The following is a 23516-nucleotide window of genomic DNA, read 5'->3' as shown; positions in this document are numbered from 1 at the left end:
CATTTATGTTAATTGGCTCACACGTTTCCATGAGTGGAAAGAAAATGTTAGTAGGAGCGGCAGAAGAAGCGGCTAGCTATCAAGCAACTACGTTTATGATTTATACAGGGGCACCACAAAATACGCGTCGGAAACCTTTAGAAGATATGAATATTGAAGCGGGACAAGCGTTTATGGCAATGCATGGTCTATCGGATATGGTCGTTCATGCGCCATATATTATTAATTTAGGAAATACCATCAAACCAGAAAATTTTGGCTTTGCCATTGATTTTTTACGTGAAGAAATTCGTCGTGCGCAAGCGCTAGGTGCTACGCAAATTACTATGCATCCCGGTGCACATGTGGGTGCGGGGGTAGATGCTGGTCTTGCACAAATCATCAAAGGATTAAATGAAGTCTTGGATAAAGATCAAATTCCGCAAATCGCGCTTGAAACAATGGCCGGTAAAGGCACAGAACTTGGCCGTAATTTTGAAGAATTAGCGACTATTATTGAAGGTGTGACATTAAATGAAAAATTATCGGTGACATTAGACACCTGTCATACCAATGATGCTGGGTATAATATCAAAGAAGATTTTGATGGTGTTTTGGAAGAATTTGACAAAATTATCGGTTTAGATCGTTTGAAAGTCGTTCACGTCAATGATTCAAAAAATCCCCAAGGCTCACATAAAGACCGTCATGAAAATATTGGTTTTGGCACGATTGGTTTTGATGCGCTCAATTATATCGTGCATCATGAAAAATTAGCGACATTGCCAAAAATTCTCGAAACACCGTATGTGATGGTTGGTGAGGATAAAAAGAACAAGAAACCACCGTATCGTTTTGAAATTGAGATGTTAAAAGCTGGGGTTTTTGATCCACACTTATTAGAAAAAATTGTTGCACAATAAGGAATAATGACGTCAAAAAAAGGGAATTGGAAGTAAATTGTAAAACTTCCTTTTCTTTTTTCTGTTTTTCTAGTACAATAATTCATTGAGAACAGGGAAAGGAGAAGATAATTATGAGTACAGGAATTGTTGTTTTAATTGCGATTATCGCTTTAGTTATAGGCGCTGTAGGCGGCTTCTTTTTAGCACGTAAATATATGCAAGATTACTTGAAGAAAAATCCTCCCGTTAATGAGGATATGTTGCGCATGATGATGATGTCAATGGGGCAAAAACCCTCTGAGAAAAAAATTCGTCAAATGATGCAACAAATGAAAAACCAAAAATAACCATTGGTTTTTTAAACGGGCTGATTTATTCAGCTCGTTTTTTTGTTTGCTATAAAATAATAGGAGGTTAGGTATGTCAATATTCAAAAAATTAAGTTGGTTTTTTAGACAAGAGAGAAAGAACTATATTATTGGTGTAACGGCATTGATTTTAGTTGCAATTATGCAATTGGTTCCTCCAAAAGTAATCGGGATTATCATTGATGAAATCGCCGATCAAAACATTCATATGACGACCATTTTATTTTGGGTCGCTATTTTATGTGCTGCCGCATTAGGACAATACATTTTTCGTTATATTTGGCGCACGCATATTTGGGGAAGTGCCGCACGTTTAGAAAAAAGTTTGCGCCGTCAATTATTTGACCACTTTACCAAAATGGATAATATTTTTTATCAAAAATACCGGACAGGCGATTTGATGGCACATGCAACCAATGATTTAAATGCCATTCAAAACGTAGCTGGTGCAGGTATTTTGACGTTTGCGGATTCGTTTATTTCTGGAGGGATGACGATTCTAGCCATGATTCTCTTTATCGATTGGCGTTTGACGCTGATTGCTTTGATTCCTCTGCCATTGCTGGCACTGACTTCACGTATTTTAGGTTCTAAACTCCACGATGCGTTTCGCGATTCTCAAGAAGCCTTTTCCAATATCAATGACAAAGCGCAAGAAAGTATCACTGGGATGAAAGTGATTAAAACTTTTGGCCAAGAAAAAGAAGATTTAGCCGATTTCTCAGAAAAAATTGATCAAGCAATTGCTAAAAATCGTCGTGTAAACTTTTTAGATGCATTATTTGATCCATTTATTACATTGATTATTGGGTTGTCTTATGTTTTGACGATTATTGTTGGTGGGAATTTCATTATGAATGGGACAATCACCATTGGGCAACTCGTGTCATTTATCAGTTATATTGGGATGTTAATTTGGCCGATGTTTGCGATTGGTCGTTTATTTAATGTATTAGAACGTGGGAATGCTAGTTATGACCGTGTCTCTGAGTTATTAAGAGAAAAGACCCATATTATTGAAGCACCTGATGCAATTACGACACCCGCTAAAGGAGAATTAGCCGTTCATATTGATCAGTTTCACTATCCTGAAGATGATACCATCGCTTTAGACAATATCCAATTTTCATTAAATGAAGGAGAAGTTTTAGGTGTTGTGGGGAAAACTGGTTCAGGTAAAACAACGTTATTAAAATTATTAATGCGTGAATATGATAATTATCAAGGATCGATTCAATTTGGTGGACATTCAATCAAAGACTATTCACTGGATGCTTTGTTGCAATCAATCGGGTATGTGCCCCAAGACCATTTCTTGTTTTCTATGACGATTCGCGACAATATTCGCTTTGCTGATCCTCATTTTTCACAAGAGAAAATTGAACAAGCCGCAAAATTGGCGTTTATCGATGAAGACATTAAAGGCTTTCCAGAAGGATATGACACAATGGTTGGCGAACGTGGCGTGTCACTATCCGGTGGACAAAAGCAACGGATTTCGATTGCTAGAGCCTTAATTGTCGAGCCAGAATTATTGATTTTAGATGATGCCTTATCCGCTGTCGATGCGAAAACCGAAGAAGCGATTTTGCATAATTTAAAAACTTTTCGTCAAGATAAAACGACCATTATTGCAGCACATCGTTTAAGTAGTGTCATGCATGCCAAAGAAATTCTAGTGGTTGATGAAGGGAAAATCGTGGAACGCGGGACGCATGAAGAATTATTAGTCTTTGATGGTTGGTACAAACGAATGTGGGAGAAACAACAATTAGAAGCAAAAATTGAAGGGAGTGAGGCGTAATGGAAAAATCACAATCTGAATGGGCAAAATCAATACCATTAAAAGAACAAGCAACGATTATTCGTCGTTTACTAACGTATGCGAAACCTTTTAGACGCACTTTTATGGTGGCTATTGCATTTGCTTTTATACTATCAGTTGTCAATATTTTATTGCCACGGGTCTTACAAACCTTAATTGACAATTATTTAATGAAACAAACGGCGACGATGCAAGTGATTTTATATTTCGCGGCGCTGTATTTGTTTGGTACAGTGATGAAGGCGATTATTTGGTTTTTCCAATGGTTTTTATATTCGATGGCATCGCTGAAAACGTATCAATATATTCGTGTGAAGTTATTTGAGAAATTGCATACGCTCGGGATGCGTTATTTTGATCGGACCCCCGCAGGTTCCATTGTTTCGCGTGTGACGAATGATACCGAAACACTCTTTGAATTTTGGTATGTTTTTTTATCAGTATTGACGGGGATTTTCGCTGTTATTTCTTCTTTTGCGGCGATGTTTCAAATCAATGCGAAAATTGCGTTAATTAATTTGATTTTCTTACCGATTTTGGGGATTGTTATTTGGTATTACCAAAAATTTAGTTCTCGTATCTATCGCCAAATGCGTGAGAAATTAAGTCAATTAAATACCAAATTAAATGAATCAATTTCTGGGATGCAAATTGTGCAGCAATTTCGACAAGAACGTCGTTTAAATCGTGAATTTGAAGAAACCAATGATGATTATTTAGAAACTCGTTATGCGATGATTCGTACCAATTCATTGTTACTGGCACCAATTATTAACCTCTTGTATGCTATTGCAGTGGCGATGTCCTTAACTGTGTTTGGTTTTGATGCCTTACATTCACCCATTGAAGTGGGCTTGATTTATGCCTTTACAACTTACGTGCAAGGTTTTTTCAATCCAATGACACAAATGATGGACTTTTTAAGTACCTTTACAGATGGTGTCGTTGCGGGGAGTCGTATTTTAAAAATTATGGATGATGAAGAATACACACCGCAACAACACCCAACTGCCAATGAAACAATTACAGCTGGAAAAATTGAATTTCGGAATGTCACATTTTCTTATGATGGTGAACACAATGTGCTACAAAATATTTCCTTTGTCGCTCATCCAGGAGAAACGGTGGCTCTTGTTGGCCATACAGGTAGTGGGAAAAGTTCGATTATTAATGTCTTAATGCGTTTTTATGAGTTTGGTGAAGGGCAAATTTTAATTGATGACAAAGATATTCGTGACTTTTCACTAGAAGAATTGCGTCAAAAAATGGGCTTAGTGTTACAAGACGCGTTTATGTTTTATGGTGATATTGCGGACAATATTCGTTTGTTGAATAAAACCATTACTGATGAAGAAATTATTGCTGCGGCAAAATTTGTTCAAGCCGATAAATTTATCGAACAATTACCTGGTGCCTATCATGCCAAAGTGATTGAACGCGGTGCTAGTTATTCTAGTGGACAACGACAATTAATTTCGTTTGCTCGAACAATGGTGACGCAACCGAAAATTTTAGTGTTGGATGAAGCGACAGCTAATATTGACACGGAAACAGAAGGGTATATTCAAGAAGGTTTAGCAAATATGCGTCAAGGGCGGACAACGATTGCTATTGCCCATCGTTTATCAACAATTCGCGATGCAGATTTAATTTTAGTTTTAGATAAGGGGAACATTGTTGAACGAGGCAATCACGAGTCATTAATTCAACAAGCTGGACTTTATGCAGATATGTACAAATTACAAAGCATGAATCCTTAAGAGCAAAGGCAACAGTCAATTTGATTGTTGCCTGTTTTTTTGTACCTTTCACTAGCGATAAAAAAGGAGGAGCGAGTTGAGAATGTTGGTTATTAAAAGCAGGACAGTCACTCTACGGAGGAATTGGGATGTATATTGATAAAATATTGAACAATAATGTCGTTGTGACGAATGATAAATCAAATGAACTCATTGCGATGGGAAAAGGGATTGCTTTTAATAAAAAAATTGGTGACGCGTTAGACGAAACCAAGATTGATAAAATCTATCGTCTAGCAAGTGGAGAGGTCTCACAGAAATTTCAGGAGTTATTGGAAGATGTACCGATGGAATATCTAACAATTTCAAAGGGACTATCAAAAATCGACTGTTTGACTGGATCCCAAGTGATAACAAATTCTGAAAGTAAAAATAACCCAATGCTCAGAAAACCAATGCTTTTCGTTAAGCGATGGTTGGAGTAAATCGACGTTAACACAATTGAGATTAAATAAATCATATAGATTGGGCTATAGATATTATGAATCGTTGTGATGACAAACGCGACGAATGTCGACATAATGGAAATGCCATAAATTTTTTGAATAGCAGAATGGCGCTGGGATGTCATAAAAAAATATCCTGTAAGCAACAAACAACTATTAGCTACTGAAGGAACGATTAAATATTTTAAGAAATACATGGGTAAAGTCGTGGTTAATAACTGCGTTTGAATCACATATAAACTTAAAACGATTTCAATCAGAAAATTGGTTATCGCCATATATACAGTAATCTTAAAATGAACCACTAACCAATCCTTATCAATTTTTGCGTATTCATTTTTAATTTCAGCGACTCTAGCATTAGCGAAAGTATGTGCATCTAACATTTGCTTCATCTGTCTAATCATGTTTGTCTTCCCTTCGAAACAAAGATTATAAAAACAAGTTCGTGAAATTTTCTTTTTATAGAAAACCTTGTATTTTGTCTTTGGGAATCTATATTTTAACATGAATCGACCTATTTAATAACAAATATACCAAGTCATTTTCTTTATTTTTAACATTTGACTGGGAATGTCTTATTTTTAGTTTGGCAAAAATGAATCGGTAATTTGCAACCGGTTTTCAATCGGATGTTCTTGCATAACCGGTGAGGTACTGGTTCGATTATCAAATTCTTCGCCCATATGAATTAAATGATTGAGATTTTGCTGGTAATTTCTAGAAAAGACCGTTGTGTATAAGACATCTAATAAGTAGGAAATTGACATACTGGTCGTAAAATCACCAATCTTAGAATACAAACGCTCTCGGGTGGTCATTTGAAGATTGCAATCAGATTCTTTGCTAATCGTACTTTCGCCAATACTAGTAATACTTAAAATATGTGCACCTTGTTCTTTTAAAATCGGTAAAACTTGTTTGATTAATTGATTTTCACCCGTATATGAAATTAAAAGTGCACAGGTCGTTTCGTCAGTATTATGAGCTTCATAAGCTTGTTCACCAATAATTTCCGCAATAGTCGTTCGTTTTTTTAACCGACGCATTTTTAAAGCAAAATCTTGTGCGGTAAAAATATTGGCATTTGACGTAAAAATTTTGATTTCTTTTGCTTGATATAATAAATCCGTCGCTTTTTTTAACGTATCATGATGCAAAAGGGACAAGGTATCTTCAATGGTTGTTTGTTCTAAGGCTGCCATTTTTTGGGCAACGGTGACAAGACCATCTGTTTTGGCAAAAGGAAGATTAGCATCAATTTCTTCAAAATGACTGTGCAAATAGCGTTGTTCTTCTAAGAAGGCCAGTTTTAAATCAGACCAACCACTGAAACCTAATTTTTTAGCAATTCGAATTAACGTGGAAGGATGGACAAACGTTGCTTCGGCAATATCTTTAATCGTGTGTTCTTCAATGGCAGTATTTTTTTCAAGTATATAATCAATGAGGGATTGTTCGGCAGGTGAAAAGTTCGTTTCTTGAATTTTTTCGACTAATAACATAGGATTTCCTTTCTTTGTTTACAAAATTATTAAATAAATTGTAAATAAAAGAGAACGTTTACGCAAGCTGGAATTCGTTTTTTTTCTATTTTGTAAATATTATTCACAAAAAATTCCGCTTTTTTTGGTTAATTTTGTAAAAAGGATTGAAAGCGTTCGCAAACGTCTTGATTGTTTTATTTACATGATAGATAATCAAAATGTAAATAATATTAAGGGAGCGATTTGACAGATGACTGGAGTTAAAATTGCAACAATTGGTGGCGGAAGTAGCTATACACCGGAATTGATGGAAGGTTTTATTAAACGTTATGAAGAATTACCAATCAGAGAAATTTGGTTAGTAGATATTGAAGCGGGAAAAGAAAAATTAGAAATCGTTGGTGAGATGGCGCAACGGATGTGGGATGCTTCACCGTATGATGTTAAAATACATTTAACATTAGATCGGGAAAAAGCACTAAAAGATGCTGACTTTGTTACAACTCAATTTCGTGTTGGTCTATTAAATGCTCGTGTCAAAGATGAACGTATTCCAGCTTACTATGGTATGTTAGGACAAGAAACAAACGGCGCTGGTGGGATGTTTAAAGCGTTCCGTACAATTCCAATTATTTTAGGTATTGTGGAAGATATGAAACGTCTTTGTCCCAATGCTTGGTTGATTAACTTTACAAATCCAGCAGGTATGGTGACCGAAGCCATTGTTCGTTACGGAAAATGGGACCGCGTAATTGGTTTATGTAATGTGCCAGTTGGTGCAATTATGGTTGAACCAGGCCTATTAGGCAAAAAAGAAAATGAATTGATTTATAAATTTGCAGGTGTGAACCATTTCCACTGGCATAAAGTGGCAGACTTAGAAGGAAATGATGTGACATTAGACATTATTGATCAGCTATTTAAGGAAGACAATGGTTTACCGAAAAATATCCATGATATTCCATTCTATAAAGAACAACTGCACCAAATGAAGATGATCCCTTGTGGTTATCATCGTTATTACTATCGCCAAGAAGAAATGCTAGACCATGCGTTAGAAGAGTACAAAACTATTGGTACTCGTGCTGAACAAGTGAAGAAAACGGAAGCTGAATTATTTGAACTATATAAAGATCCGAATTTAGATCACAAACCAGAACAATTAGAACAACGTGGCGGCGCACACTATTCAGATGCAGCATGTGAAACCATCGCATCAATTTACGCAAATAAAAATACCCAAATTGTTGTTTCTACGAAAAATAATGGCGCAGTGCCAGATCTACCAGCTGATTGCGTTGTTGAAGTGATGGCATATTTAGGAGCAGACGGTGCTCGTTCGGTAGCCTTTGGTGAATTACCAACTGCTGAAAAAGGGTGGTTGCAAGTGATGAAAGCGATGGAATTATTAACGATTGAAGCGGCGGTGACTGGTGATTATGGCACTGCGTTACAAGCATTTACAATCAATCCATTAGTACCATCAGGAGATACTGCACGTAAAGTGATGCATGAATTATTTATTGCACATAAAGCACATCTGCCACAATTTAAAGAAACGATTGAGCGCTTAGAAAAAGAAGGCGTTGAAGTACACGACGAAGTGGCAAAAGACTTAATATAATCGGAAAGAAGGATAAATAAATGGGATTTCGTAAAGACTTTTTATGGGGTGGCGCAACAGCTGCCAATCAATGTGAAGGCGGCTATAACGAAGGTGGACGTGGACTAGCAAACGTCGATGTCGTGCCAATTGGTGAAGCACGTTTAGGCGTCATCACTGGTAAAACAAAAATGTTTGATTTTGAAGAAGGCTATCATTATCCAGCAAAAGTTGGGATCGATATGTATCACCGTTATAAAGAAGATATTGCTTTATTCGGCGAAATGGGTTTCAAAACATATCGTTTGTCTATTGCATGGACAAGAATCTTCCCTAACGGTGATGAAACAGAGCCGAATGAAGAAGGTCTAAAATTCTATGAAGATTTATTTAAAGAATGCCATAAATATGGTATCGAACCTTTAGTAACAATCACTCACTTTGATTGCCCAATGCATTTAATTGAAGCATACGGTGGTTGGCGTAATCGTAAAATGGTAGAGTTCTATGAAAGATTATGTACTGTTATTTTTAACCGTTACAAAGGATTGGTTAAATATTGGTTAACCTTCAACGAAATCAATATGATCTTACATGCACCATTTATGGGCGCTGGTCTTTACTTTGAAGAAGGTGAAAATGAAGATCAAGTGAAATATCAAGCGGCACATCATGAATTAGTATCAAGTGCGATTGCGACACGTATTGCACATGAAGTTGATCCTGAAAATCAAGTGGGTTGTATGTTGGCAGCGGGTGGTTATTATCCATATAGTTGTCGTCCAGAAGATGTTTTTGAATCTCGTCAAAAAGACCGTGAAAGCTATTTCTTCATTGATGTACAATCACGCGGTGAATATCCTGCATACTTCTTAAAAGATTTAGAACGCAAAGGGATTGAAATTGCGATGGAAGAAGGCGATGCAGAATTATTAAAAGCACACACTGTGGACTTTATTTCATTCTCTTACTACTCATCACGTGTAGCAACAACTGATCCTGAATTATTAGAGCAAACGTCTGGTAATATTTTTGCATCAGTGAAAAACCCTTACCTAGATGCAAGCGAATGGGGCTGGCAAATTGACCCACTAGGACTACGTATCACAATGAATGATATTTATGACCGTTACCAAAAACCATTATTTATTGTTGAAAATGGTTTAGGTGCAGTGGATGTCCCAGATGAAAATGGCTATGTTGAAGATGATTATCGTATTGATTATCTAGCAAAACACATCCAAGCAATGAAAGATGCCGTAGAATTAGATGGTGTAGACTTATTAGGTTATACAACTTGGGGCTGTATCGATTTGGTTTCTGCTGGAACAGGTGAAATGAAAAAACGTTATGGTTTCATCTACGTTGATCTAGATAACGAAGGAAATGGTGACTTAAAACGTTCGAAGAAAAAATCATTTGACTGGTACAAACAAGTCATTGCTTCAAACGGCGAAGATTTAACAAATAACTAAAGAAAAGAAGCGGGGATGGATGTCATCCTCGCTTCTTTTCATTCTCATAATAGTTTTTCAATTGAAGGAATCATTTTATCGGGCGCTGTTTTAGGTGCAAAACGTTCAACGACTTGTCCATCGCGATCGACTAAAAATTTTGTGAAGTTCCATTTAATGCTTTTTCCTAACGTTCCTGGTGCTACTTTTGTGAGGTAATGAAAAAGTGGTGCAGCATGTGACCCATTGACAGTGACCAATTCATGCATGGGGAAAGTGACACCATAATCTAACTGACAAGTTGCTTGAGCGTCTGTCGCGTTGTCTAGCTCTTGTTTGAATTGATTGGAAGGAAAGCCTAAGACAACAAGTCCTTGTGCCTGATAACGTTGATAAAGAGCTTCTAATTCGGTAAATTGAGGAGCAAAGCCACATTTTGTGGCAGTATTGACAATAATTAGGATATTGCCTCGATATTTTTCCAATGAATATGTCTTACCTTCCGCAGTAGTTACGTCAAAATCGTAAATTGTCATGCGTCATCATCTCCTTTTTTGTAAGAGTAATTCATTTGGTGCTAGAAAGCAAAAAAAGCAACCCGATGACGGGTCGCTTCTTTAAACTGTTTATTCGACAGGTTCTTCTTTATGAATGACTGCTTTACTTTGCCATATACCGGAACGCCAACGCCGAATCATTAGTACGCCTCGGATAGCTTCGTCAATGGCATAAGCGATCCATACGCCGACCAAACCCCAATGTGCGACAATCGCTAAAGCATAAGAGAACGGTAAGCTAACTGCCCACAAAACAATCAAACTGCAGATGAGTGGGAATTTCACATCGCCACTGGCATTCAATGCGCCCACTAAAATCATATTGACCGCACGAGCAGTTTCTAAAATGATTTCTACTAAGAAAACTTCGCGTGCAATCGTAATGATCTCATCGTTGGTCGTAAAAATATGCATGATTGGTTCAATGAACACAAATGTCAGTAAACAAATGGCTAACGAAACAATCATCCCGATGATTACCGTACGCATTCCCCGCTTGGAGGCACGATCAAATTCACCAGCACCGACATTACGTCCTACTATAATTTGGTTTCCTTGGCTAAGAGAAGCAGCGACTAAATAAACAAATTGCGAAATAGCTGTGATATAAGACTTTGCAATCAAGACACTGGAACCTAATGAAGCGACAATCATCGTTACGACAATTTGTGCACCTTGATAAGAAAGTGTTTCACCAGATGATGGTAATCCATAGGCTAAAATCGATTTTAGAATAGGTAGTGATATTTTTTGGGGGCGAAGTGAACGAATCGAAAAGCCAATATGCTTTTTCAATAGAACAAAAGCGATAATTAACCCAATTGTATTTCCAAAGACGCTCGCAAAACCTAGGCCCGTCACACCGAAATTGGGTAAACCAAACGGCTGATATAGCGCAAAATAGTTTCCGATAACCGCTAAGATACTTGCTGTCATAGGAACCAACAATGCTGGTTTTGTGAAACTATGTGTACGTAAAACAGCAATAATCACAGCAGTAATGGCTGAAATAAATAAACTACCACCATAGACTTGCAAATACCCTTTACCAATTTCAATTAATTCCATATCCAAATTCATAAAACGTAACAACATTGGCGAAAAGAGAATAAAAACGAGACTAATAAGCAAACCGATACCTAATGAACCAAACAATGCTGTGTTAATTACTTCTTGAATTTCCTTGCGTTTTTTGGCACCGATTAGTTGGGCAATAATAATTTGGGTCCCAACTGTAATAAATCCGTAAACAAAAACCGCCAAGTATAGTAGCTGATTTGCGGCTCCGACTGATGCGACTGCAGGTTCAGAATAATGAGAAATCATCCAGACGTTGATATTACCAATTACAACTCGTAAAAATAATTCAATAAAAATTGGCCAACTTAAAAAGAACAATTCACTATCTGAAGCGTTAAAAAATCTTTTTCTTGTCAAAAACATGCGCCTCTCTTATAGTTAATATTTGTGATGTCTTGGAAATTTTACAAGATACAATTTAAAAGTCAATATGTAATTCTTAATTTCTTATTTTTTGTTAGAAAGCAAAACGTTAGACAGAAAAAAGAGAAGGCAGTAAAGTATGACTTACTTAGTTGAAAAGCGGAGGGAAAATAAAATGTATGATGTAATCGTGATTGGAGCAGGTCCTGCAGGGATGACTGCTGCATTATATGCGTCTCGTTCAAATTTATCAGTTGTGATGATTGAGCGTGGTGCACCTGGTGGTCAAATGAATAACACAGCGGAAGTGGAAAACTACCCTGGTTTTGAAATGATTTTAGGTCCAGAATTAGCAGAAAAAATGTATGATGGCGCGACAAAATTTGGTGCTGAAAACGCCTATGGTATCGTGCAAGAAATTAAAGATTGTGGCGACTATAAAGAAGTAGTCACTGGCGATAAAACATTCCAAGCAAAAACAGTGATTATCGCAACGGGTTGTGAACATCGCAAATTAGGCGTTGCTGGTGAAGATGAATTTGCTGGTCGTGGTGTGTCTTATTGTGCTGTTTGTGATGGTGCTTTTTTCCGTAACCGTAAATTATTGGTTATCGGTGGAGGCGACTCTGCTGTAGAAGAAGCGATTTACTTAACGCAATTTGCTTCAGAAGTGGTTATTGTGCATCGTCGTGATGAATTACGTGCCCAAAAGATTATTCAAGACCGTGCGTTTGCAAACGAAAAGATTTCTTTCTTATGGGATTCAGTTGTTGAAGAAATCGTTGGAAATGACATGGTGGTGACAGGTGCTACAATCAAAAATGTTAAAACTGGCGAAGTACATGAAGAATCTGCTAATGGTATCTTTATCTATGTAGGATTAGATCCATTAACAGAAGCCTTCCAATCAAGCGGAATTACGAATGAAGAAGGTTGGATTCCAACCGATGATGAAATGCGCACCTCAATTCCAGGTGTTTTTGCAGTCGGCGATGTTCGTGAAAAGAACTTACGTCAAATTACCACAGCAGTGGGTGACGGAAGTGTCGCTGGTCAAGAAGTATTTAACTATCTTGAAGCGCAAAAAGATGTGAAAAAATAGGAAAAATTGAAAGAATTTAGAAAGAATATAGGATGTTATCTGAAAAAACGATGAAAAAATCGTTTTTCAAATAACATCCTACTTTTTTTGTATGAATTGCGCGACAAGGCTTTTAGTCGCCTATCAATAATGATATAATCGTTATGAAAAATTAAATTGGAAGAGGTGCTTTGTATGTCTTGGGAAGTAACTTATGAACAATGGAAAAATCAAGAAGATCTTGATGGCAACTTAAAGAAACAGTTACAAGATTTGGAAGGTCAAACAAAAGAATTGGAAGATGCGTTTTACGCACCTTTAGAATTTGGTACAGCAGGGATGCGTGGCGTACTTGGACCTGGAATTAATCGTATGAACCTTTATACCATCCGTCAAGCAACAGAAGGATTGGCTCGCTTCATGAATAAACAAGACCCCGATACGAGACGTCGTGGTGTAGCAATTGCCTATGATTCAAGACATTTCTCACCAGAATTTGCAATGGAGGCAGCAAAAACGTTAGCCAAACATGACATTCCGTCGTATGTATTTGAAAGCTTACGTCCAACGCCAGAATTATCCTTTGCTGTTCGTTACTTAAAAACATTTACAGGAATTATGATTACGGCATCCCATAATCCATCAAATTATAACGGTTACAAAGTTTACGGTGAAGATGGTGGACAAATGCCACCAGCAGATGCAGATGCACTGACAGCTTTTGTACGTGAAATTGAAAACCCATTAGAAGTTCCTGTGTTATCAGAAGAAGAAGCAAAACACAGTGGCTTAATCAATATCATCGGTGAAGAAGTGGATAACGCTTATCTAAAAGAAGTGAAGAGCGTGACTATTAACCATGAATTAATTGAAGAAATGGGCGATAACTTAAAATTAGTTTATACACCATTACACGGTACAGGCAAAATGTTAGGCGAAAAAGCATTGAAACAAGCTGGTTTCAATCAATTTGTTTTAGAGCCAGAACAAGCAGTTGCTGATCCAAACTTTAGCACTGTGAAATCACCAAATCCAGAAGAGCATTCAGCTTTTGAATATGCGATTCGCTTAGGTGAAAAAGAAGGCGCAGATTTATTAATTGCGACTGACCCTGATGCGGACCGTTTAGGCGCGGCTGTTCGTTTACCAAATGGTGAATATCAAGTATTAAGTGGGAACCAAATAGGTGCTATTTTAGTACGTTACATTTTAGAAGCGCACAAGCAAGCAGGAACTTTACCTGAAAATGCTGCTGTTTTGAAATCAATCGTATCTAGCGAATTGCCAACTGCGATTGCACAAAGCTATGGTGCGACTGTGTTCAACGTATTGACTGGTTTCAAATTTATCGCAGAAAAAATTCAACAATTTGAAGAAGACCATTCTCATACCTTTATGTTTGGTTTTGAAGAAAGCTACGGCTATTTGGTAAAACCATTTGTACGCGATAAAGATGCCATCCAAGCTTTAGTATTATTTGCAGAAGTTGCCGCTTACTACAAAAAAGAAGGCAAAACAGTCTATGATGCATTACAAGAAATCTTTGAAGAATATGGTTATTTTGCAGAGAAAACAATTTCTGTGACAATGAGTGGGCAAGAAGGTGCAGCGAAAATTACTGCCTTAATGAAAACGTTCCGTGAAAAAGCACCAACAGAATTTGCTGGTGTGAAAGTAGCACAAACAGAAGACTTCAAATTATTGACTCGTCAAAAAGCAGATGGTTCTACAGAAGAAATGACAACACCACCTTCAGATGTATTGAAATATGTCTTAGAAGATGCAAGTTGGATTGCTGTACGTCCTTCTGGAACAGAACCAAAAATTAAATTCTATATCGGCGTAAAAGCAGATAGCGATGAGAATGCGAATCAAAAAATCGCTGATTTAGAAGCAGCAATCAATGAAATTACTGGCGCTTAGTAGTATAATAAGCAGGAATATTTGTTGAATTGTTGTAGTTATGAATGATAAAAAACTCTGGGACAACAATCATTTTGATTATTGTCCCAGAGTTTTTGAAACGAGGAGGACTGTATGGAAAAACCGACTATTTCTGAAATTGAACGTGTTAGTCAAATCTTTAAGGTACTGAGTGATGTGACTCGTTTGAAAATCGTTTTATCGTTGGAAGAGGGCGAACGAAATGTCACGTCGATTGCTGAAACGGTTGAAATGGAACAATCGGCGGTTTCACATCAATTAAAGCTTTTACGTGAAAATAATGTCGTTAAATCCAGACGTGAAGGAAAGACAATTTTATATAGTTTGGACGATCATCATGTCTTAGATATTTTAGAACAGACCTTCCGTCATATTCGCCATCTTTAAAATAAAGGGAACTTTCGGTAACAGAAAGTTCTTTTTTTTTTACGCGATATTTGGTATGCTAGTAGTTAATTATGAGAAAAAAATGAAAGTGTTTTAATGACGCTTTCAGTTAGGAGTTTTTATGAAGGATCATTTACGTATAGGTATTTTAGGATTAGGCGTTGTTGGGAGCGGCACAGTCAAAGTGCTAGCTGCGCAACGAGCGAAAATAAAAGAACAAACCGGGATGAATGTGTCTATCGTCAAAGCTTTAGTACGACCAGCAGAAGATAAAAAACAATTCGCAGATGAACATGGTATCGAATTAACGTCGGAATTAGCAGATATTGTCGAAGATACAACGTTAGATGTCATTATTGAATTGATTGGTAAAGTTCATCCAGCAAAAGAATTTATCACGAAAGCTTTAGAAAATGGAAAACATGTTGTGACGGCCAACAAAGATTTGATTGCACAACATGGTGTAGAATTAGTAGACATCGCGAAAGCAAACAACGTTTCTTTATTTTATGAAGCAAGTGTTGCGGGTGGTATCCCAATTTTACGCACATTAACAACGAATTACTTAGCTGATGATATTACCAATATTCGTGGAATTGTTAATGGAACAACCAACTATATGTTAACGAAAATGTTAGAAAATGGGACTTCTTATGAGGACGCATTAACTCAAGCGCAAGAACTAGGTTTTGCCGAATCTGATCCTACAAATGACGTAGATGGAATTGATGCAGCCTACAAAATGGTTATTTTAACGCAATTTGCTTATGGAATGGATGTCACACTAGACGATTTAGAAATTCAAGGCATTCGTGGTTTATCGGACAAAGACGTTTTACAAGCTCAAAAGTTTGGTTATGAAATCAAATTAATTGGTGAATCTGTTAAAACGAATGACTCAATTTCTGTTTCAGTAGGACCAGCATTGGTACCACAAACCCATCCATTGGCATCGATTAAAAATGAATTCAATGGGGTCTTTATCAATAGTACTGGGATTGATCAATCAATGTTTTATGGGCCAGGCGCGGGTTCTTTACCAACTGCAACAAGCGTTATTTCAGATGTAGCGGCAATTGCAAAAAATATTCGCTTAGGTATTGCTGCACCACAATTTAATGAATACCGTCGCTCGTTACAATTAACTGCACCAGAAGCGAATTATGCCAAGTATTATCTAGCAATCACATCGGCAGAGTTAACTGCAGAGGTATTACCAGCTTTATTGGCGAGTGAAGATGTCCAAGTCAGTGAAATTGCCCAAGAAATCGGTGAAATAAACCGGATAACAGTAATTACTGAAAAGATGAATCGTCTACAATTAGCAGCGATTGAAGCAACAATTGCAAAACATGGAACACTAGAACGAAGAATGAGGGTAATGGAGGCATAAAGATGAAAATTCGAGTTCCAGCTACTAGTGCCAATTTAGGTCCAGGCTTTGATTCATGTGGTATCGCACTATCGATGTACTTGTCAGTTGAAGTATTAGGTGATAGTGAGCAATGGGAAATCATTCATACTTTAGGGGAAGATATTCCAACGGATGAGAAAAATTTATTAGTACAAACAGCGTTGAAGCTAGCGCCTTCTTTAGCGCCTAAAAAATTAAAAATGACTTCCACTATTCCATTAACGCGTGGATTAGGAAGTAGTTCTTCTGTGATTGTAGCCGGTATTGAATTGGCGAATCGGTTAGGGAATTTAAATCTATCTGAGCTGAGAAAAGTTGAACTAGCAACACAAATTGAAGGACATCCAGACAATGTGGCACCAGCCATTTGTGGTGATTTTGTCGTCGCTTGTCATTTTTCTGAACGCAAAGAAAATAGTGTGAACTATGTGAAACATTATTTTCCAGAATGTGACATTATTGCATTTATTCCCAATACGGAATTATTGACTAGCAAAAGCCGCGGTGTACTTCCAGAAAACTTGCCTTACAAAGAAGCAGTGAAAGCAAGTGCCGTTGCGAATGTGATGATTGCGGCAGTGTTAAATGGGAACTTACCATTGGCTGGGAAAATGATGCAAGAAGACCGTTGGCATGAAATTTATCGTGGCAAATTAGTGCCGCATTTATCAGGTATTCGTCAAATCTGTAAAGAAGAGGGCGCCTACGGTTGTTTCTTAAGTGGTGCTGGTCCAACAATTCTTATTTTGACTCCTGCAGAGAAAACAGAACGTATTATAAAAATATTAAATGCACTTGACTCGCGAGCTCAAGTAGAGCACTTATCGATTGATCGTGAAGGGGTTCAAGTTTTTTAGAAAAAAATTGACAAACCGGAATTACACGCTATACTTAAAGTAATTTAAATAAAAAATGCTTTGAAAAGAAGAGTACAAATTGAGAAATTTAAAGAGAGCTTCGTTTGGTGGGAAGAAGTAAGGAATCGATTTGGAAGATGGTCTTTGAGCAAACAAGTGTGAGAAGCAGTTGTCGGGTGAGCCCGTTATAGCTCCTCAGTATGTTGGTACTGGTAGAGGCTATTTGCTGTGAAGCACTAGCGAAAAAAGGTGGTAACACGCAATCAAAACGCGTCCTTTCTGTAATGGAAAGGGTGCGTTTTTTTTTATTATACAAAAAAGGAGAAATGGATATGGAATTTGAAACAAAGTGTTTACATGCTGGTTATGAACCGAAAAATGGTGAACCTCGAGTGGTCCCAATCGTGCAAAGTACCACGTATAAATATGATTCAGCAGAAGAGATTGGTCAACTCTTTGATTTAAAAGCATCTGGTTATTTTTACACTCGTCTAGCAAATCCGACGACAAATGCAGCGGAAGAAAAAATTGCGGCACTTGAAGGAGGGGTGGGAGCCTTATGTACGTCTTCTGGACAAGCAGCAACCTTTTTTGCTGTCCTCAATATTTTAGAAGCAGGCGATCATCTTGTTTCAACAACATCAATTTATGGTGGTACGTATAATCTATTTGCACATACTTTCAAAAAAATGGGCATTGCGGTCACTTTTGTGGATCAATGGGCATCTTTAGAAGAATTGCAACAAGCGATTCAACCAAATACAAAAGCGGTATTTGCTGAAACAATCGCCAATCCAGCCTTGCATGTGTTGGATATTGAGAAATTTGCTACGTTTGCTCACGATAATCAAGTTCCGTTGTTGGTTGATAATACGTTTGCGACACCGTATTTCTGCCGTCCGATTGAATACGGTGCAGATATTGTGATTCATAGTACGACAAAATATTTAGACGGACATGCTGTACAAACGGGTGGTGTGATTGTCGATAGTGGTCAATTTGATTGGACAAATGGGAAGTTCCCTCAATTGTCGACACCAGATGTGACATATCATGGCTTGGTTTATACCGAAGCATTTGGTCCGGCTGCCTATTTAGCTAAAGCACGTGTTCAATTAATGCGTGATTTAGGTGCGACCCCGTCTCCTCAAAATTCATTTTTATTAAATTTAGGAATGGAAACTTTAGCAGTGCGGATGGATCGACATTTTGAGAATGCCAAGAAAGTTGCTGAATTTTTGCAAGAACGTCCAGAAGTTAGTACCGTTAGTTATCCAACATTGGCAACAGATCCTAGTTATGAATTAGCGCAAAAATATTTACCAAATGGTTTATGTGGGGTTGTGTCTTTTGAAATAGCGGCTGGAAAAGAACAAGCAGCTAAATTTTTAGATGCTTTAACCCTCGTTTCTTTACAAGTTCACGTGGCGGATATTCGGACGTGTGCGCTTCATCCAGCAACTTCGACACATCGACAACTATCAGAAACCGAATTAAACGAAGTCGGCATTTCAGCAGGGTTAGTTCGTATTTCTTGTGGGATTGAAAATATTAATGATATTCTTGCTGATTTACAGCAAGCTTTGGAACAATTGGAGGGATAACAGATGCCAATTAAACTTCCAAATGATTTTCCTGCTAAATCCATTTTAGAAAAAGAAGACATTTTTGCGATTGAAGAAAAACGTGCGAAACAGCAAGATATCCGTCCACTACGTTTATTACTATTAAACTTAATGCCAAATAAAATTGACACGGAAATTCAATTGTTGCGTTTAATTAGCCAAAGTCCTTTGCAAATTGATGTTGATTTTTTGAAGTTAGTTTCGCATACGCATAAAAATACGAGTCCCAATCATTTATCAAAATTTTATCTGTCTTTTGCAGAAATTAAAAATCAATGTTATGACGGTTTGATTATCACAGGTGCTCCAGTTGAGACGCTGCCCTTTGAAGAGGTCGACTATTGGCAAGAATTGGTTCAAGTGATGGATTGGAGTCAAACCAATACGACTTCGGTTATTCATATTTGTTGGGGAGCACAAGCGGGATTGTATCATCATCACGGTATTGAGAAAGTTCAATACGATCAGAAATTATTTGGCATCTATCCACAACGCTTGAATATTAGTCATCGCTTATTCCGTGGATTCGATGATGTCTTTATGGGACCACAATCTCGTTATACCGGCATTAACGAGAGTCAGATTAAAGAAGAGCAATTACGCATTGTCGCAGCCGATGAGACGATTGGAGCCACGATTTTAATTTCAGCAGATGATCACGATATTTTCTTGTTAGGTCATTTCGAATACGATACGGATAGCTTGAAACGAGAATATTTACGTGACCAAGAGCGAGGGTTAGATACCCAGATACCTGTAAATTATTTTGAAGATGCTGCTTTATCGAAAGTAACTAATTGTTGGCGAGGGAATGCTCATTTGCTTTATCATAATTGGTTAAATGATGTCTATCAAATGACACCGTATCATTTGGCAGATATTCCTAAAATGCGTGCGCAACAAGCATAAAAAAATCCCGTAAGACACGTTGTCTTATGGGATTTTTAGTTAATCTTCATCAGTGACGTAATAACTATGATCTTCAAGGTTTAATTTGTTTAAAATAATAGAAGCTGTTTCTTCAATTGATAAAGTAGCTACGTTGATAATCTCGCAACCTAATTTATGGTATAAATCGTTGGCAAAATCTAATTCTTCTTTGATTTTTTCAATATCAGAATAAGCAGTGTCTGGATTTAGTCCATAGGCAATCATCCGTTTTTTACGAATGCCATTCAAGACATCAGGATCGTTTGTTAAACCAACGATTTTCTTAGGATCAATTTCCCATAATTGTTTGGGAATATGTGCTTGAGGAACAAGTGGCAAATTGGCTACTTTTAAATTTTTATTGGCTAAAAATAAGCTTAAAGGTGTTTTAGAGGTACGCGACACCCCTAATAAAACGACATCGGCTTCTAAAAAGCCACGTGGATCTTTTCCGTCATCGTATTTTACAGCAAACTCCATTGCTTTGATCCGTTTGAAATAGTTTTTGTTTAAATGGTGTAAGGCACCGGGTTCACGTGTTGGCGCAACCCCTGTCCGACGTTCGACTTCAGCAACTGGCGGCGTTAACACATCAAAATGATATAACCCACTTTCCTCACAAAAATCATGAGTTAAATCAATGAGTTCTTCATTGATTAAGGTGTGTAAAATGACGGCATTATGTTTTTTGGCATCTGCTAAAGTTTTAAGCAGTGCGCTTTTTGTCGTAACGAATGTGCGACGAAACATTTCGAATTTTACTGATGGATATTGCGCCATCGTTGCTTGCGCTAATTTAGAAGCTGTTTCTCCAGCAGAGTCTGAAATAACGAAAAAGGTTAGCGCGGACTCTTTTTTTTCTTCTGTCATAAAACGATCCCTCACTTGCATTTTAATTAATCTTATTATACCATACACTCATTAAAAATAATCGGAATGATTTTGGTTTGGAGGGATGCACAGTGAAAAATCAACCATCCATAGAACAAGCGTTGCAGACGTTAAAAGAAAATGGCTTGAAATATACAAAAAAAAGAGAAGCGATGATTGCTTATCTGGCAAAAGCCAATCGTTACGTCCCTGCAAAAGAGTTGCATGAGTATATGTCCGAAGAATATCCAGGTTTGAGCTATGATACGATTTACCGTAATTTACATGACTTTTCAGAAATTGGTATTTTAGAAGAAACAGAATTAAATGGCGAAATGAAATTTCGATTCCATTGTTGTTCACATGGTGTCGAACATCATCATCATCATTTTATTTGTACAATTTGTGGCAAAACGAAAGAATTATCGATTTGTCCCATGGATTTTTTCCAAGACCAATTACCTGGTTGTACGATTGAGAGCCATCGTTTTGAAATATTTGGTCGTTGTGAAGACTGTCAACCGGTGTAATTCAGCTACTTTTTCATAAATAATGAGAGGATTCAGAAAAAATGTTGAAAAATCTCATTATTTATCAGAAGTTTTTGATAGAACGGCTTGACACTTTTTCTTCACTTAGCTATAATTTTTAAAGGACAGTATTGTTATAAGATATTTTAATTCTATGACAAAAACGGTTACTATTTGAGCTCGGAGGGAGGGAATTTACATGTCAAAAACAGTCGTTCGTAAAAACGAATCTCTTGATGATGCTCTTCGTCGCTTCAAACGTTCCGTTTCAAAAGCAGGTACGTTACAAGAATCACGTAAACGTGAGTTTTATGAAAAACCAAGCGTGAAACGTAAGAAAAAATCTGAAGCAGCTAGAAAACGCAAGAAATTCTAATTTTTAATTTTTTAGTTTTCTGTTGTAAGAAGTGGAGCTGGTAGTGTGTCACTACTTAGTAAACTGAACGATGATATGAAGACGGCGATGAAGGCAAAGGAGAAAGAGACCTTGCAAGTCATTCGCATGCTGAAAGCATCGTTACAAAATGAACAAATCAAGGTTGGTCGTGACTTAACAGAAGATGAAGAGTTGACTGTTTTATCTCGTGAGATGAAACAACGACGTGATTCTTTGACCGAATTTGAAAAAGCAGGTCGTGAAGACCTAGCAGAAAAAGTCAAAGGTGAAATTACAATCGTTGAACAATATCTGCCTGCACAATTAACTGATGAAGAAATTCGTCAAATTGTCGCAGATGCGATTGAAAAAACTGGTGCGACTTCACCAAAAGAATTTGGTAAAGTAATGGGTCTAGTAATGCCTCAAGTGAAAGGCAAAGCTGACGGGAACCAAGTCAATGCAGTCGTGAAAGAATTATTAACTGAAAAGTAATGAATCCGTCCGTAGACAAGCAATTGTCTACGGCTTTTTTTATTTTGCTAGAAAATCCTTAAAAGACTCTCATACAAAAAGTAGAAGCGATTTTTCTTTTATCTATTGTATGGTATTATTAGAATGAATGTAGAGAAAAAGGAGCGAGAATTTTTTGACAGAAGAGCAAGCATCTTTAGAAATTAAACTAACAGAAGCTGACGACGCCAGCATGTTATTTGGAACACACGATAAACATATCAAAGTGATTGAAGAGACCACCCAAACGATTATTCGAACTCGTGGGGAAATGATACAAATTAAAGGAACACAAGAAAAAGTCGATCAAGCAGCAGCGGTGATTCGTTCACTACAGGAATTAATTAAACGTGGGATTCAAGTCCACACCCCTGATGTTGTCACAGCACTTAAAATGGTATCCAAAGGCAATTTGACTACCTTTATCGATATGTATGAAGAAGAAATTATCAAAGATCGTAATGGCAAACCCATTCGTGTAAAAAATGTTGGCCAAAAGAAATACATTGACGCTGTTCGCACGCACGATGTCACTTTTGGTATTGGACCTGCTGGGACAGGGAAAACATTTTTAGCTGTTGTTTTAGCGATTGCGGCTTTGAAAAAAGGACAAGTGCAGAAAATTATTTTAACGCGCCCAGCTGTCGAAGCGGGTGAAAATTTAGGTTTCTTACCAGGTGATTTAAAAGAGAAGGTGGACCCTTATTTACGTCCAGTTTACGATGCGTTATATCAAATTTTTGGCATGGAGCATACGAACCGTTTAATGGAACGTGGTGTGATTGAAATTGCTCCATTGGCATACATGCGTGGACGAACATTGGAAGATGCTTTTGTTATTTTGGATGAAGCCCAAAATACCACAATTGCCCAAATGAAGATGTTTTTAACACGTTTAGGTTATAACTCAAAAATGATTGTTAATGGTGATACAAGCCAAATTGATTTGCCAAAAGGCGTGACGAGTGGTTTGGTTCATGCCGAACGCACCTTACACAACATTCGTAAAATTGCGTTTGCCACTTTTGAAGCGAGCGATGTTGTACGTCATCCAGTTGTGGCAGAAATTATTCAAGCGTACGATGAGGCGGAAATACGAGAAGTGAAATAGTTTTGTTATCTA

General features: G+C 37.3%; 22 protein-coding genes, 1 pseudogene and 1 other annotated feature. Of the genes and pseudogenes, 18 read left to right on the top strand and 5 right to left on the bottom strand.

Annotation, left to right across the window (positions count from 1 at the left end):
• Positions 1 to 5 precede the first annotated feature (5 nt).
• The 5 genes and pseudogenes from PYW32_RS09010 to PYW32_RS08990 form a co-directional block, all read left to right on the top strand.
• Positions 6 to 902 carry a deoxyribonuclease IV gene (locus tag PYW32_RS09010; protein WP_016174628.1) on the top strand — a complete coding sequence of 299 codons (897 nt, stop codon included), beginning with the start codon at positions 6 to 8 and terminating at the stop codon, positions 900 to 902.
• 110 nt (positions 903 to 1012) lie between these two features.
• Positions 1013 to 1231: a YneF family protein gene (locus PYW32_RS09005; RefSeq protein WP_211210788.1), complete on the top strand. Its 219-nt coding sequence runs from the start codon at positions 1013 to 1015 to the stop codon at positions 1229 to 1231.
• Between the two features lie 73 nt (positions 1232 to 1304).
• A complete protein-coding gene (locus tag PYW32_RS09000; RefSeq protein WP_016174630.1) occupies positions 1305 to 3056 on the top strand; it encodes an ABC transporter ATP-binding protein in 1752 nt (583 codons plus the stop codon).
• The gene (locus tag PYW32_RS08995) at positions 3056 to 4837 is read left to right on the top strand and encodes an ABC transporter ATP-binding protein (protein WP_016174631.1); all 1782 of its coding nucleotides are present in this window, start codon (positions 3056 to 3058) and stop codon (positions 4835 to 4837) included. Before PYW32_RS09000 ends, PYW32_RS08995 begins: the two co-directional genes overlap by 1 nt.
• A 128-nt stretch (positions 4838 to 4965) precedes the next feature.
• Positions 4966 to 5112: pseudogene (locus PYW32_RS08990) on the top strand (CAT RNA binding domain-containing protein); the annotation flags it as partial.
• A gap of 26 nt (positions 5113 to 5138) precedes the next feature.
• Here PYW32_RS08990 and PYW32_RS08985 read toward each other — a convergent pair.
• Positions 5139 to 5729: a hypothetical protein gene (locus PYW32_RS08985; RefSeq protein ID WP_016174633.1), complete on the bottom strand. Its 591-nt coding sequence runs from the start codon at positions 5727 to 5729 to the stop codon at positions 5139 to 5141.
• Between the two features lie 177 nt (positions 5730 to 5906).
• Positions 5907 to 6827, bottom strand: coding sequence for a MurR/RpiR family transcriptional regulator (locus PYW32_RS08980; RefSeq protein WP_016174634.1), 921 nt, complete (start codon positions 6825 to 6827; stop codon positions 5907 to 5909).
• Between the two features lie 232 nt (positions 6828 to 7059).
• Here PYW32_RS08980 and PYW32_RS08975 point away from each other — a divergent pair, with 232 nt between their 5' ends.
• Positions 7060 to 8433, top strand: a complete 1374-nt coding sequence (locus tag PYW32_RS08975) for a 6-phospho-beta-glucosidase (protein ID WP_016174635.1) — start codon at positions 7060 to 7062, stop codon at positions 8431 to 8433.
• A gap of 20 nt (positions 8434 to 8453) precedes the next feature.
• Positions 8454 to 9887 (top strand): 6-phospho-beta-glucosidase, encoded by a 1434-nt coding sequence (locus PYW32_RS08970; RefSeq protein WP_016174636.1) that lies wholly within the window; start codon positions 8454 to 8456, stop codon positions 9885 to 9887.
• A gap of 44 nt (positions 9888 to 9931) precedes the next feature.
• Here the strand turns inward: PYW32_RS08970 and PYW32_RS08965 are convergent, their stop codons facing one another.
• Together PYW32_RS08965 and PYW32_RS08960 are read right to left on the bottom strand one after the other, a co-directional pair.
• A complete protein-coding gene (locus tag PYW32_RS08965) occupies positions 9932 to 10402 on the bottom strand; it encodes a glutathione peroxidase (protein ID WP_016174637.1) in 471 nt (156 codons plus the stop codon).
• Positions 10403 to 10492: 90 nt separating this feature from the next.
• Complete coding sequence (locus tag PYW32_RS08960) at positions 10493 to 11866, bottom strand: MATE family efflux transporter (RefSeq protein ID WP_016174638.1); 1374 nt, start codon at positions 11864 to 11866, stop codon at positions 10493 to 10495.
• A 175-nt stretch (positions 11867 to 12041) separates the two neighbouring features.
• Between PYW32_RS08960 and trxB the strand changes: the two genes are divergently transcribed.
• The 7 genes from trxB to PYW32_RS08925 all read left to right on the top strand — a co-directional run bounded on the left by trxB (position 12042) and on the right by PYW32_RS08925 (position 20083).
• Positions 12042 to 12968: a thioredoxin-disulfide reductase gene (gene trxB / locus PYW32_RS08955; RefSeq protein WP_211210789.1), complete on the top strand. Its 927-nt coding sequence runs from the start codon at positions 12042 to 12044 to the stop codon at positions 12966 to 12968.
• 174 nt (positions 12969 to 13142) lie between these two features.
• Positions 13143 to 14870: a phospho-sugar mutase gene (locus PYW32_RS08950; protein ID WP_016174640.1), complete on the top strand. Its 1728-nt coding sequence runs from the start codon at positions 13143 to 13145 to the stop codon at positions 14868 to 14870.
• Positions 14871 to 14984: 114 nt separating this feature from the next.
• Positions 14985 to 15278, top strand: a complete 294-nt coding sequence (locus PYW32_RS08945) for an ArsR/SmtB family transcription factor (protein WP_016174641.1) — start codon at positions 14985 to 14987, stop codon at positions 15276 to 15278.
• Positions 15279 to 15399: 121 nt separating this feature from the next.
• Positions 15400 to 16671, top strand: a complete 1272-nt coding sequence (locus tag PYW32_RS08940) for a homoserine dehydrogenase (RefSeq protein ID WP_016174642.1) — start codon at positions 15400 to 15402, stop codon at positions 16669 to 16671.
• Positions 16672 to 16673: 2 nt separating this feature from the next.
• Positions 16674 to 17549 (top strand): homoserine kinase, encoded by an 876-nt coding sequence (thrB, locus tag PYW32_RS08935; protein ID WP_016174643.1) that lies wholly within the window; start codon positions 16674 to 16676, stop codon positions 17547 to 17549.
• 51 nt (positions 17550 to 17600) lie between these two features.
• Positions 17601 to 17830 (top strand) — a binding site (T-box leader).
• A gap of 51 nt (positions 17831 to 17881) precedes the next feature.
• Positions 17882 to 19153: an O-acetylhomoserine aminocarboxypropyltransferase/cysteine synthase family protein gene (locus PYW32_RS08930; RefSeq protein ID WP_016174644.1), complete on the top strand. Its 1272-nt coding sequence runs from the start codon at positions 17882 to 17884 to the stop codon at positions 19151 to 19153.
• Between the two features lie 3 nt (positions 19154 to 19156).
• Entirely contained in the window at positions 19157 to 20083 is a 927-nt protein-coding gene (locus PYW32_RS08925; RefSeq protein WP_016174645.1) for a homoserine O-succinyltransferase, read from the top strand.
• Between the two features lie 39 nt (positions 20084 to 20122).
• On the opposite strand, the gene PYW32_RS08920 is transcribed toward PYW32_RS08925, so the two are convergent.
• On the bottom strand, positions 20123 to 20974 hold the full coding sequence (locus PYW32_RS08920) for a pyruvate, water dikinase regulatory protein (RefSeq protein WP_016174646.1): 852 nt from the start codon (positions 20972 to 20974) through the stop codon (positions 20123 to 20125).
• Between the two features lie 92 nt (positions 20975 to 21066).
• Here PYW32_RS08920 and PYW32_RS08915 point away from each other — a divergent pair, with 92 nt between their 5' ends.
• From PYW32_RS08915 to PYW32_RS08900, 4 genes are all read left to right on the top strand, one after another.
• On the top strand, positions 21067 to 21504 hold the full coding sequence (locus PYW32_RS08915; RefSeq protein WP_016174647.1) for a Fur family transcriptional regulator: 438 nt from the start codon (positions 21067 to 21069) through the stop codon (positions 21502 to 21504).
• A 199-nt stretch (positions 21505 to 21703) separates the two neighbouring features.
• On the top strand, positions 21704 to 21880 hold the full coding sequence (gene rpsU, locus PYW32_RS08910; RefSeq protein WP_002356740.1) for a 30S ribosomal protein S21: 177 nt from the start codon (positions 21704 to 21706) through the stop codon (positions 21878 to 21880).
• A gap of 45 nt (positions 21881 to 21925) precedes the next feature.
• Positions 21926 to 22375 (top strand): GatB/YqeY domain-containing protein, encoded by a 450-nt coding sequence (locus tag PYW32_RS08905; RefSeq protein WP_016174648.1) that lies wholly within the window; start codon positions 21926 to 21928, stop codon positions 22373 to 22375.
• A gap of 154 nt (positions 22376 to 22529) precedes the next feature.
• Positions 22530 to 23504, top strand: a complete 975-nt coding sequence (locus PYW32_RS08900; protein WP_016174649.1) for a PhoH family protein — start codon at positions 22530 to 22532, stop codon at positions 23502 to 23504.
• The last annotated feature ends 12 nt before the right edge of the window (positions 23505 to 23516 follow it).

Origin of the sequence: Enterococcus saccharolyticus subsp. saccharolyticus, from assembly GCF_029023825.1 — a bacterium.
GTDB classification, from domain to species: domain Bacteria; phylum Bacillota; class Bacilli; order Lactobacillales; family Enterococcaceae; genus Enterococcus_F; species Enterococcus_F saccharolyticus.
The sequence above is the reverse complement of the archived record's forward strand: the minus strand, read 5'-3'. Positions and strand labels throughout refer to the sequence as shown.